Below are 13,459 nucleotides of genomic sequence, written 5' to 3'. Positions count from 1 at the left end.
ACAAGATGAAAAAAAGAAGCCTAATTTTAAGCACCTTGGTGGTAGCGCTTAGCGCTACCCCAGCTTTCGCTAAGGTGTCACCCGAGGAAGCCGCCAAGCTTGGCGCTGAGCTGACTATTATGGGTGCCGAAAAAGCCGGTAACGCCGACGGTTCTATCCCTGCTTACGAGGGCGGTATTACTCAAGCGCCTGCGGGCTATGAAGTGGGTATGCACCACTTAGACCCGTTTGCCGACGATAAAGTGGAATTTGTGATTGATGCGAGCAATGCGGCTCAATACAAGGACAACCTGACTCCAGGTCAGCTGGCTTTGTTTGAACTGTATCCAAACACCTTCAAAATGAAGGTATATCCGACTCGACGCAGTGCCTCTTACCCACAGTATGTGCTAGACGCCACTAAGGCTAATGCCACAACGGCAGAGCTGGTCGACGGTGGTAATGGTCTGAAAAACGCCAAAATTGGTGTGCCATTCCCAATTCCGCAGAATGGTTTAGAAGCGATTTGGAATCATACTCTGCGTTTTCGTGGCGTAAGCATGAAAAACCGTCGTGGTCAGGCAGCGCCTACCGCCGGTGGTAGCTATACGCTGATCAAGCTGGACGAAGACATTAGCTTCCGTTACACCCGTCCTGACATCACAACCGAGCAACTCGAGAAAGAAAACATTCTGTTCTTCTTTAAGCAGGTCGTTAAGTCGCCAGCGCGTTTGGCCGGTACTGCGCTCTTGGTTCACGAAACCATGGACCAACTCAAGCAACCTCGTCAGGCTTGGACCTATAACACGGGTCAGCGTCGCGTACGTCGCGCGCCAAACGTTGCTTTTGATACTCCGGGAACCGTATCGGACGGTCTGCGTACCACCGATGACTTCGATATGTTCAATGGTTCTCCAGTTCGCTACAACTGGGAACTGAAGGGCAAGCAAGAATTGTACATTCCGTACAATGACTACAAGCTTCACTCGGATAAAGTGACCTACGAAGAGATTCTGACTCCAGGCCACATCAACAGCGACTTAGTTCGCTACGAGAAGCACCGAGTGTGGGTGGTAGAAGCGACCTTAAAAGACGATATGCGCCACATCTACAAGAAGCGCGTTTTCTATATTGACGAAGATTCTTGGCAGATTGCCGTGACGGATATCTACGACAACCGCGACCAGTTGTACCGTGTGGCACAGGCACACATTGTCAACTACTACGACGTACCGACCTTGTGGACTACGCTGGAAGTATTCCACGACCTGAGCTCGCGTCGTTACTTGGCCATGGGCTTGGACAACGAAGACGAAATGTACGACTTCAACGCCGAGCTGCCAGACAGTGGTTACACGCCACAAGCTCTGCGACGTTCGGGCCGTCGTTAATCGTTAGCACCCAAGCAACAGGCTAGGGTGAAATTAGGGGGCCGCAGATGTGGCCCCTTTTTATACGGAATTCATTATGTGGTTGAAACCTTCATTGCTCGCCGGAGCATGTATCTGCGCTTTGGGAAGCACGGCGGCGGCGCAAACGCCCCAGGCCACTCCTAGCGAGATGCAACCTTTAGCGCAACAGTCGCTGACCCTTTCTATTGCTCGCTGCAACGGCCACATGCTGGCGGTAGGTCAGCGCGGTCAAATATTACTTCACGAAACTGACTGGAAGCAGCAAACCAGCCCAGTTAATGCGCTGTTGACTAAGGTCCGGTGCGAGGGAAAACGCGCCATGGCCGTCGGTCACGATGCCAGCATTGTGAGTAGCGACGATGGTAGCACTTGGCAATTGCGCAATTTTGACCCAGAGCTAGAAAACCCCTTGTTAGACGTGTTTATGCTCGACGACCAGCACATCATTGCCGTTGGTGCTTATGGCTTGTTCTATCGCAGTCGTGATGCGGGTCAAACCTGGCAGCGGGAATTCAGAGAAGAGCTGTTGTATCCCGAAGATAAAGAGTACCTCGATGAGGTGCGCGCAGAATCAGAAGAAGATTACCTATTTGAACGCGCCGCCATTTTGCCGCACTTTAATGCGATAACTCGGCTTGCAGACGGACGCCTGTTGTTGGTCGGTGAGATGGGTTTTGTCGCCATTGGCAACCAAGACGCAAGCGCTTTTGAGCGCGTTGACTCTCCCTATGAGGGCAGCTTCTTTACCGCGGCGCAAAACGCCGACGGTAAAATCTTTGTTGCTGGCCTTAGAGGCAATATCTTTAGCACAGACAATAACTTGAGTTATTGGCAAGCAGAAGTGGCGCAAACTGATGGCAACATCAATCAACTACTGGCCACTGAGCAAGGAGAAATGCTTGCGGTAGCCAATGGTGGTGAGTTACTGCGTTGGCAGCAAGGGGCTGGTTTTAAAGCGATTGCGCTGCAAAAGGGGCAAGATCTCATTAGTTTGGCGCAGGATGCTCAGGGTGAATTGTGGCTAGCGGGCTCGCAAGGCTTGCAAACCCAAGCACAGTTAATCAAGGAAGTTACTCCATGAAAATGAACGACGCGCTTAAGCTCGAGTATTGGTTGTTTCGCTATCGTCGTGTGGTGATTGGAGCCTTTGCGTTACTGACAGTGGTGCTAGCCGGGGTGGCTTCCCAGCTGACCCTAGACGCGGCCTTTACAAAAAATATTCCGCTAAACCACCCCTACATGCAGACTTACCTCAAGCATCAAAAGCAATTTGGTGGGGCGAATAACATCATGGTCGCGGTACAAGACCGCAGCGGTAATATCTTTAATCCCAGATTTTTTGCCGCTCTTAAGGGCGTACACGATCAACTGTTTTTTATTCCAGGCGTTGACCGTTCGCAGGTAAAGTCTCTGTATTCTCCGTCAACTCGATTCACTGAAGTTGTCGAAGACGGCTTTGCCGGTGGCCCGGTTATTCCAGCGGATTTCGTGATTAACGACCGAGTGTTGGGCCTTGACGGCGCAGAGCCAGATCCTAATGCGATGGCGCAAGTGGAATTTGGACTAGAAACCATTCGCGGCAACATCGAAAAAGCCGGTATTGTCGGTCGCATGGTCGCTGAAAACTACAGCGCGGCTATGGTGACGGCTCAATTAATGGAGTTCGACCCTAACACTGGTAAACCGTTAGATACTCTGGCCTTTGCTCGCACTCTTGAAGATGAACTTCGCGGCCAATTCCAAAACGAGCACATTCAAATCCATATCATCGGCTTTGCCAAAATGGCGGGTGATGTGGCCGATGGCGCCAAGGACGTGGTGTTCTTCTTCGCAATCGCGATTCTGATTACCGCTTTGATGGTGTACTGGTTTGCACGCTCTGTGGTTTTAACCCTATTACCACTGACTTGTAGCCTAATCGCGGTTATTTGGCAGTTGGGCTTGTTGCACTTGGTGGGCTTTGGTTTAGACCCCATGTCGATTTTGGTGCCGTTTTTGGTGTTTGCCATCGGTGTCAGTCACGGGGTGCAAATGATCAATGCGGTGGCGCATCGCGTGGCCGAGGGTATGAGCTCGCTTACTGCTGCACAAGCGGCCTTTGCCGCGCTGTTGATTCCTGGTGGTATTGCGCTGTTGTCCGATACCGTTGGCTTCTTAACCTTACTGGCTATCGATATTGGTATCATTCGCGAGCTGGCCATCAGTGCCTCGCTGGGTGTGGCGGTGATTATTTTCACCAACTTGGTGTTACTGCCGCTGTTGCTGAGCTTTGTTCGCTTTAAACCAAGCGAAGCGCACAAGAGCCAGACGCCAAATCCGATTTGGCAGTCCATTAGCCGTTTCGCCACAAAGCAATTTGCGATTCCAACCTTGTTGCTGGCCAGCGGCCTGTTTGCGTTGGGTTATTTCGTATCGCAAGACATGAAAATAGGCGACTTGCATGCCGGCGCGCCGTCGTTGCACCAAGATTCGGTGTACAACCAAGACACCTTCTTTATTCAAGAGAACTTCAGTATTACTACTGATGTAATTAGCGTGATAGTCGAAGGTTTCCCTGAAGCATGCACCTATCACAATGTGTTGGACAAAATCGACCGCTTCCAATGGCGCATGGAAAACGTACCAGGTGTGCAATCGGCGGTGAGTTTGGCCTCGGTGGCTAAGCGAGTTAACGCCGGTTTTAACGAAGGTAACCCTAAATGGAGCGTATTACCTCGCACGACCGCGTCGCTAGTACAGGCGGTAGGCCGAGTACCAACCACTTCCGGCCTATTGGACAACAATTGCTCTAACATGCCGGTGTACTTGTTCTTACAGGACCACAAAGCCGAGACTATTGAAACAGTGGTCAACGCGGTTAAGCAACTGCAAAGCGAGTTTAACGACGAGCAATTGACTTTCAAGCTGGCCTCGGGGCCGGTAGGCGTGATGGCTGCCACCAATGAAGCGGTATCGGGTGCTCAGGTACCTATGATGATTTACGTCTACGGTGCTGTATTTATTTTGTGTCTGTTGAGCTTCCGCTCGCTCAAAGCCACCATTGCAGTGATCATTCCTCTGTATGTGGTGAGTACCTTGGCGCAGGCGCTGATGACCAAGCTCGAAATCGGCCTGACAGTAAGTACCTTACCTGTGATTGCCTTAGGTGTGGGTATTGGTGTGGATTACGGTATCTACATACTGTCGACCATGAACCACAAGCTACGTCAGGGACTGCCGGTACAGCGGGCCTTCGCCGATGCGCTAGTCGAGCGGGGCAGTGCGGTGGTATTCACCGGATTTACGTTGGCAATTGGTGTAAGCACCTGGTTCTTCTCTGCGCTTAAGTTCCAGATGGATATGGGAATTTTGCTGACCTTTATGTTCTTCGTGAACATGCTGGCGGCAATTACTGTTCTGCCTGCGTTGACCTGGTTGTTCTGGCGCAATCAAGGCAAAAAAGCCTAACGCTTAAAAACGCACCAAAACCTGTGGTTTTGGTGCGTCTATTCAAACTTGCTGCATTTTTAATCCAACCATTGCTAACGCCCTGTTTTATTTGCAACAGGACAGACCTCAATCGCTGCATTTTTTGCTATTTAAAGCTACTCAAAACCGCATTTTAGTTATAGACTTTCGGCAAGTTAGGGCGTGAGCTGGCTCACGCTACTAACCATTAATAAAACAAGAAAACAGCTGAAGGAACCCCCCATGCCACGAAACCATGCAAAGCCCTCGGTTTTGTTAGAGAATGTCGTCAAGCTGATCCGCTCAAAACTCCCCGAATCCTCGGCCGAATTGGTCGAAAGTTTTGTCTCCACTTTATACGAGCACATGCCAGAAGATGACCTACAAGATCGCAACGACAGCGATTTGTACGGCGCAGGCTTAAGTCTTTGGAATCAGTTGAATGCCTTGGAGCGCGGTGGCAGCTTCATTCGTGTGTTCAACCCCCAGCAAACCAAGCACGGGTGGCAGTCGAACCACACAGTGGTAGAAATCATTCAGCCGGACATGCCGTTTTTGACCGATAGCGTTGCCATGCTACTCAATCGCTTAGGCTATACGGCTCACGTGTCGCTGCACACGCCAATGCGTGTAACCCGTGATGACAAAGACAAGATCACCTCGGTTAAGTACATAGACCAGGACGAGAACAGCGGCGATGCTGTTGCAATTTTCCTGATTGAAATTGATCGCTTAAGCAAGCCAGAAGAGATTAAAGCGCTTGAGCGCGAAATCGAGTCGGTCAGCCAAGACGTGCAGTTTGCAGTAAACGATTGGGAGCCAATGACCGAAAAGCTGGGCGAGATTATTGATGCCTTGCCAAAAGCGCCGTATCCAGGCGATGCCGAGCTTAAGTCTGAAGCCATCGATTTCTTAAGTTACCTAAAAGACCACCACTTTACCTTACTGGGCTATCGCAGCTATGACTTGAAAAAAGTGAAGGGTGATCTCGAGTTAGTCGCAAACATGGACTCAAGCCTGGGTCTGATGAAGCGCAGCTCGACTACCTCTAAGCACAGCTTGCTACTGTCGAGCGTGCCAGCGAGTGCTCGCAAAGAGGCCCTGAACGACAGCCTGTTGATTCTGACTAAGAGTAACTCGAAGAGTCGAGTTCACCGTCCAGCCCACATTGATTACCTGGGTGTGAAGCGCTTTGACAAGAAAGGCAATGTCGTTGGTGAGGACCGCTTTATTGGCTTGTACGCCTCAAACCTGTACAACCGCTCAACTCGCGAAATCCCATTCTTGAGCAACAAGGTGCAGCGCATCATGGACCGTTCTGGCTTAACGCCTAACAGCCATGACTACAAGGCCTTGCTGCACATTTTAGAAACCTACCCAAGGGATGAAATCATTCAGGGTAAGGAAGAAGACCTGGGCAAAATTGCCAATGGCGTGCTGCAAATGCAAGACCGCGACAAGCTGAAGATCTTTGTTCGTCGTGACTGCTTTGGACGTTTCCTGTCTTGCATGGTGTACGTCTCTAAAGAGCGCTATAACACCAAATTGCGTATCGATACCCAAAAAGTGCTGGCCGATTACTTTGAGACCAAGGAACCGGTGGAATTCACCACCTATTTCTCAGAATCGACTCTCGCGCGCACCCACTATTTGGTGAAGGTGGATAATAACAATATGGACATCGACGTGAAGCAAATTGAATCCAATCTAATTGAAGCCGCTCGCCAATGGGAAGATAAGCTGGACGTGGCTTTGCACGAGAGCTTTGGCGAAGAGCGCGGCCGTGAATTGGCGGCTCGCTATGCCCATTCGTTCCCTCGCAGCTACAAAGAAGAAGTCCTGCCATCATCCTCTGTAGTTGATATCGAACAGCTTGAGCGTTTGGACGATAGCCACAAGTTGGGCATGCTGTTTTATCAGCCGCAAGAAGACGCGCACAATCAACAGCGAGTGCGTTTGAAGCTATTCCACAAAGATGAGCCAATTCATTTGTCGGACGTAATGCCGATGTTGGAGAACTTTGGCTTGCGCGTGATCAACGAGCGTCCGTACGAAATCACCACAGAAGAAGGAGCCACATACTGGATCCTCGACTTCTTGATGACAGCGGTAGGCGTGCCATCAGAGGCGCTAGCCGATAGTCATGAGCGCTTCCAAGAAGCCATGCTAAACGTTTGGAACAACGAGCTGGAAAATGATGGCTTTAACCGTCTGGTATTGGCCGCAGGTCTTACCGGTCGCGAAGTTTCTATTTTGCGTGGTTACGCTAAGTACATGCGCCAAATCGATGCGACTTTCTCGCAGTCTTACATCGAAGAAGCCTTTGCCAGCTATCCGCATTTTGCCGGCTTGCTGGTGAACATGTTCAGCCGCAAGTTCAATCCGAAACTTAAGACCCGTACTTTGGTTAAATTGATCAACCAAGTCGAGCTTAAGCTTGAAGACGTGGCGAGCCTAGACCACGACCGCATCATTCGTCGTTACCTGGACCTGATTTACGCCACGCTGCGTACCAACTTTTACCAAGATAGCGAGCAGGGCACAGCCAAGAGCTACATTTCGTTTAAGTTTGCCCCAGAGCAAATTCCAGAAATGCCGCTGCCAATGCCTAAGTTCGAGATCTTTGTTTATTCGCCGCGAGTTGAAGGGGTTCACTTGCGCGGTGGCAAGGTCGCTCGAGGTGGCTTGCGTTGGTCAGACCGTCGCGAAGACTTCCGTACCGAAGTCTTGGGCTTGGTGAAAGCCCAGCAGGTTAAGAACACGGTTATTGTGCCAGTGGGTGCAAAAGGTGGCTTCGTTTGTAAACAACTGCCAACCGAAGGCGGTCGCGATGCCTTCTTTAAAGAAGGCCAAGAGTGTTACCGCATCTTTATTCGCGCTTTGCTGGATATCACAGATAACATTAGCCAAGGCCAAATCGTGCCGCCAAAACAAGTGGTGCGTCACGACGAAGACGACCCTTATTTGGTAGTGGCTGCGGACAAAGGAACCGCCACTTTCTCTGATATCGCAAACGAGATTTCCGAAGAGTACGGCCACTGGTTGGGTGATGCCTTTGCTTCAGGTGGTTCTAACGGTTACGACCACAAGAAAATGGGCATTACCGCTCGCGGTGGTTGGGAGTCGGTGAAACGCCACTTCTGGGAAATGGGCATCGATTGCCAAACCACAGATTTCACTTGTGTGGCCATTGGCGACATGGGCGGTGACGTATTTGGAAACGGTATGCTGCTGTCTAAGCACATTCGCTTGCAGGCTGCATTTAACCACATGCACATCTTTATCGACCCGAATCCAGACGCCGCTAGCAGCTGGGACGAGCGCAAGCGTTTGTTTGAACTGCCGCGCAGCTCTTGGGAAGACTACGACGCCAAGCTCATCTCTAAAGGCGGTGGGGTCTTTAAGCGTTCAGCTAAGTCCATCAAGCTGACCCCTGAGATTCAGCAAATGTTGAACACCGGCGAAACCAGCATGACGCCTAATGCGCTGATTCAAAAGTTACTGACCATGGAGTTCGACCTGTTGTGGAACGGTGGTATTGGTACCTATGTTAAAGCTCGTAGCGAGACTCATGCGGATGTCGGCGATCGCGCCAACGACGTACTGCGCGTTAACGGCAACGAGCTTAACTGTCGCGTCGTGGGCGAGGGCGGTAACTTGGGTCTGACCCAATTGGGCCGCATCGAATTCGCTGCCAATGGCGGTCGTATCAACACCGACTTTATCGATAACGTCGGTGGTGTGGATTGCTCGGACAACGAAGTAAACATCAAGATTCTACTGAACGGTTTGGTGGATGCGGGTGACTTAACCGTCAAACAGCGCAACCTGTTGCTTGAGCAAATGACCGACGAAGTCGCAGATATTGTACTGACAGATTGTAACGATCAGACTCGTGCCATATCGGTCACTCAAGCCCAAGGTGCGCGTCAGCTCAAAGAGCAAATTCGCTTTATCCAGTACTTGGAGCGAGAAGGCAAACTCGACCGTCAGTTGGAATTCTTGCCTAACGACGAAGAGCTACACGAGCGCAGCGCAACCGGGCAAACCCTGACTCGCCCAGAGCTATCCGTGCTGTTTGCCTACGCCAAAATGGTGCTGAAAGAAGATCTAGTGGTTGATGAAATCACAGGTGACGAGTTCTTAGGTCGCTTGTCGGTGGAGTACTTCCCACAGACGCTACAGCAAGAGTATCAGGCTCAAATTGCGCAACATCCACTGCGCGGTGAAATCATTGCCACCAGCCTGGCCAATAACATGGTCAATGACATGGGGCTAAATTTCATTCAGCGATTGCAAGATGAGACCGGAGCGGCAGTTTCCGAGGTTGCGATATGCTATGCTATCGCCGCCGAGGTGTTTGGCATGCGTCAAGTCACTCAACAGATCGTTGAATTGAATGGCGTTGTGTCCGCCGATGTACAGAACCGAATGCTGTACGAGCTGCGCCGAAACGTTCGTCGCGCCTGTCGTTGGTTCCTGCGCCGTCGAAACCGCGCATTGACTATTGAGCAGACCATCGCGTTCTACCGCCCAGTATATCTGGAGCTAAAAGAGCACGCTGGCGAGTACATGGTAGCCGACGAAAAAGTCGAGTTGGACAGCAATGCTAGCCTGTACATGCAACAGGGGGTTCCACAACCACTGGCGCACAATATTGCATACTTGAGCACACTGTTTAGTAGCTTGGATGTGGCTCAAATCTGCGAAGCCGATGGTAAACCGGTTAGCTTGGTGAGTGAAACTTACTTTAAGCTAGGCGCTGCAATCGATTTGCACTGGTTCTTGTCTGAGATTAATGCCCAAGAAGTGGGCAACCATTGGCAAGCCTTGGCACGTGCTGCATTCCGCGAAGAGTTGGATTGGCAGCAACGCTCTTTGACTCTGGTGGTACTGAGAAATTGCCCAGGTGGTGTGTGTGAAGCGGATAGCATCATTCACCACTTCCTTGAGCAACACCAGCTAGTGCTGAATCGCTGGTTCAGCATGTTGGCGGACTTCCGTACATCATCAAGTCATGAGTTTGCAAAATTCTCTGTGGCTTTACGCGAACTAGTGCTGCTAATCCAACATTGTGATGAGCAGAGCTAAACCGAATTATTAGTTAAAAGCCTCGGAGTTTTCCGGGGCTTTTTTATTGCTGGGGACTTACCAAGATGTTCTACAAATTAGCGCAAAAATTCATGTTTCAAATGGATGCTGAAACTGCGCATAACTTCGCGATGACCAATTTGCGCCTTACAGGTACCACACCTTTCAATTGCTTGTACAAGCAGCGCATCGAATCTAAGCCTTTTGAAGTGATGGGTGTGACCTTTCCAAACCCAGTGGGTTTGGCCGCCGGAATGGATAAGGACGGCGAAGCGATTGATGCGTTTGCCGCCATGGGTTTTGGTCATATTGAGGTAGGCACTGTGACACCTCGTCCTCAGCCGGGTAATGACAAACCACGCAGTTTTCGTCTAAAACCTGCTAAAGCGATCATTAATCGCATGGGTTTTAATAACAAAGGTGTCGACAACCTGGTTGCCAATATTAAGGCGTCGAAGCGTGAAGCGGTTATCGGTGTCAACATTGGTAAGAATAAAGACACGCCAGTAGAGAATGGTAAAGACGATTATTTGATCTGTATGGATAAAGTGTACGATGTGGCCGATTATATTGCGGTCAATATTTCGTCGCCAAATACTCCCGGTTTACGTAGTCTTCAATATGGTGAATTATTGGACGAACTACTACAAACACTTAAGAACAAACAATTGGAATTAGAAGCCAAGCACAATAAATATGTGCCTTTGGCATTAAAGATTGCTCCAGACTTAAGCGACGAAGAAATTGAGAGCATTGCCGAGTGTTTGCTGAAAAACAAAATTGATGGCGCTATTGCGACTAACACCACTTTAGACCGCGAAGCAGTTAAACACCTTCCCGAGCACACCGAAGCGGGTGGCTTGAGCGGTAAGCCGCTGACTTCTTCTTCAACTGTAGTGATCGAAAAATTGCACAAAGCATTGAAAGGGGAGATCCCAATCATAGGTGTTGGTGGGATCCACAGTGCTCAAGACGCAAAGGATAAGATCCAAGCAGGGGCGAGTATCGTGCAGTTGTATACTGGATTTATCTACGAAGGCCCTGAATTAATAGCAAATATTACCAAAGAGCTTAATTGATCTAAATAATTAAAAATCGGATCTAAAAAGGATCGCAAACTTAATTTTGCGATCCTTTTTTATTATTTTAGATCTAAAATAAGATCTATTTTTCTCAATATGATTAAGCGCACCTTTTTTAAATATTTCTTTGTAATTGCTTAAATTATGTTCTAGTATGCAATGTAACAATAAATAAACTTTTCGAATAATACCGAGACCACATTATGTTATTAGTGCCGAATGGAAGTTGGCAATGGCAATATAATGAACAGCGACAATTGCTCATGCTGTCGTTGGGTGATGAGTTGGAATTTGCCACGCCATATCACAACAAGGTGTTGATTCCTGACGCCCTCGGAACCGCCATGTTTGATGCTCATCACGCGGCCTTCTACCAAAAGTTTATCGAGCGTATCGCCAAAGTACGGGCATCGGACGCCGCTAAAGTACAAATGGCCCTCAACGCCACCGCCGCACACTTCATGCTTCAACCTCAAATGCCTAAGTCTTGGTTTTTCGCCGAGAGTAGTCAGTTGGTATACAGCGAAGTCGGCAAGTGTTTTCAATTGAAAACGGAGCAGGGCAAGGCGCTCGCTGTTGTGGTTGACGCTGGGATTCAAGCCTCACTGGTGATGCTGTTATCGCCTCAGCTAGAACTGAACCACAAAAAGTCGTTGCAGCAGTTTGAGGTCATCAAAGTGATGAACAATCGCTTGCAGCCGCTTCCTCGCAGTCAAAGTCAAACGGTCGCTGCGTAATCAAATCGTCCTTTTTTAGCCCGCTTAGCGGGCTTTTTTGTGTCCTTGGCACTCTACAAACACTTCAGCAATCGCTACTATTAGCAAGAACTTATTGATAATTCTAACTTCAAGCGAGTAGACCGTATGTCTGAAACTAGCTCTCCGTCCGCGGTGATGCGTATTCTTAACCGAATCGAAGTTCTTGGTAATAAACTACCGGATCCCGCTATTTTGTTTTTGTGGGCTTTGATGTTTGTATGGGTGTTGTCTTGGGTGCTTTCGGGCGTATCTTTTACTGAAATCGACCCTAGAACCGGCGACCCGATTACCATAGTTAACTTGTTAACCGGTGACAAGCTGGCTGAGTTTATGGCTAACATGGTCACTACCTTTACCGGATTTGCCCCTCTGGGCGTGGTATTGGTTGCTATGTTGGGCGTGGGGGTGGCTGAGCACAGTGGCTACATTAATGCCGCGCTTAAATCCATGCTCAAAATAACACCTAAGAGCTTGTTGACCCCAGTTATTGTGCTGGTAGCTATTGTCAGTCATACCGCGACCGATGCTGGCTATGTATTGGTAATTCCGCTGGCGGGCGTTATTTTCTACGCAGCCGGGCGTCATCCTCTAGCCGGTATTGCCGCAGCTTTTGCCGGCGTTAGTGGGGGCTTTAGCGCCAACTTTATTCCATCGGCGATTGACCCACTGTTGCAGAGCTTTACCCAAACCGCTGCGCAAATTGTCGATCCAAGTATTCAAGTTAACCCGCTTAACAACTGGTTCTTCGCATCAGCCTCAAGCTTGTTGATTACCGTGTTGGTGTGGTTGCTCATCGATAAATTGATTGAGCCGCGTCTGCAGCAAACGCCTGTGGATGGCGACCCAGAGCAAATCCCCCAGTTTGGCGAATTAACCGCCAAAGAATCGTCGGCTTTTCGCATCTCAAGCCTAGTGATGTTGGCTGGATTAGTACTGCTAGCTGTGGTCAGCGCCCCAGAAACCAGTCCGCTCCGTTCAGAAAGCGGAAACTTAGCGGACTTCTCCGCACCTTTGATGCAATCCATTGTGCCACTGATTTTCCTACTGTTTGTCATTCCTGGTGTGGTGTTTGGCTATATGGTCGGTACCTTTGAAAAATCAGGTGACGTGATAGCCGCAATGACCAAGTCGATGAACGGTATGAGCTATTACATCGTCATGGCGTTTTTCTGTGCTTTGTTTATCGCCGCGTTTGGCCAATCTAACCTCGGTGCCTTATTGGCGGTAAAAGGCGCAGACAACTTGCGTGAGCTCGGTTTGGCACCGGGCGTTACCATTGTTGGAATGATTTTCCTGACCGCTTTTGTGAATCTATTTGTCGGCTCAGCGTCGGCTAAATGGGCCTTAATCGGCCCGATTCTGGTGCCCATGTTGATGCAACTCAACATCAGTCCAGATTTGACTCAAGCGGGTTATCGAGTGGGCGACTCGGCGTCGAATATTATTACTCCACTGATGCCTTACTTCCCACTGGTGGTGGTTTATTGCCAGCGCTACGTGAAGAACACTGGTATTGGTACCTTGATAGCTTTGATGCTGCCGATTAGTTTGACCTTGTTGGTGTGTTGGTCTGCCTTCTTGCTCTTGTATTGGTCGTTGGGCATTCCGTTGGGCATTCAATCGAGTTACCTGTACGGTATGTAATAAAAGAAAAACCCGCGATTACGCGGGTTTTTTGTAGGCAGAAAGA

7 protein-coding genes are annotated in these 13,459 nt (G+C 49.5%); all 7 read left to right on the top strand.

Annotated features, from left to right (window positions below; genetic code table 11):
* Positions 1–5 precede the first annotated feature (5 nt).
* Positions 6–1,370: a DUF1329 domain-containing protein gene (locus tag CLC93_RS16950; RefSeq protein WP_095507183.1), complete on the top strand. Its 1,365-nt coding sequence runs from the start codon at positions 6–8 to the stop codon at positions 1,368–1,370.
* 76 nt (positions 1,371–1,446) lie between these two features.
* Positions 1,447–2,472 (top strand): WD40/YVTN/BNR-like repeat-containing protein, encoded by a 1,026-nt coding sequence (locus CLC93_RS16945; RefSeq protein WP_095507182.1) that lies wholly within the window; start codon positions 1,447–1,449, stop codon positions 2,470–2,472.
* Positions 2,473–2,474: 2 nt separating this feature from the next.
* On the top strand, positions 2,475–4,838 hold the full coding sequence (locus CLC93_RS16940) for an efflux RND transporter permease subunit (RefSeq protein WP_095507208.1): 2,364 nt from the start codon (positions 2,475–2,477) through the stop codon (positions 4,836–4,838).
* Between the two features lie 243 nt (positions 4,839–5,081).
* Positions 5,082–9,929, top strand: coding sequence for an NAD-glutamate dehydrogenase (locus tag CLC93_RS16935; RefSeq protein WP_095507181.1), 4,848 nt, complete (start codon positions 5,082–5,084; stop codon positions 9,927–9,929).
* A gap of 65 nt (positions 9,930–9,994) precedes the next feature.
* The gene (gene pyrD / locus CLC93_RS16930) at positions 9,995–11,008 is read left to right on the top strand and encodes a quinone-dependent dihydroorotate dehydrogenase (RefSeq protein ID WP_095507180.1); all 1,014 of its coding nucleotides are present in this window, start codon (positions 9,995–9,997) and stop codon (positions 11,006–11,008) included.
* A 206-nt stretch (positions 11,009–11,214) separates the two neighbouring features.
* On the top strand, positions 11,215–11,748 hold the full coding sequence (locus CLC93_RS16925) for a cell division protein ZapC (RefSeq protein ID WP_095507179.1): 534 nt from the start codon (positions 11,215–11,217) through the stop codon (positions 11,746–11,748).
* A 126-nt stretch (positions 11,749–11,874) separates the two neighbouring features.
* Entirely contained in the window at positions 11,875–13,413 is a 1,539-nt protein-coding gene (locus tag CLC93_RS16920) for an AbgT family transporter (protein ID WP_095507178.1), read from the top strand.
* Positions 13,414–13,459 lie beyond the last annotated feature (46 nt).

It is taken from the genome of Paraferrimonas sedimenticola (assembly GCF_002282855.1).
Lineage (GTDB): Bacteria > Pseudomonadota > Gammaproteobacteria > Enterobacterales > Shewanellaceae > Paraferrimonas > Paraferrimonas sedimenticola.
The sequence above is the reverse complement of the archived record's forward strand: the minus strand, read 5'-3'. Positions and strand labels throughout refer to the sequence as shown.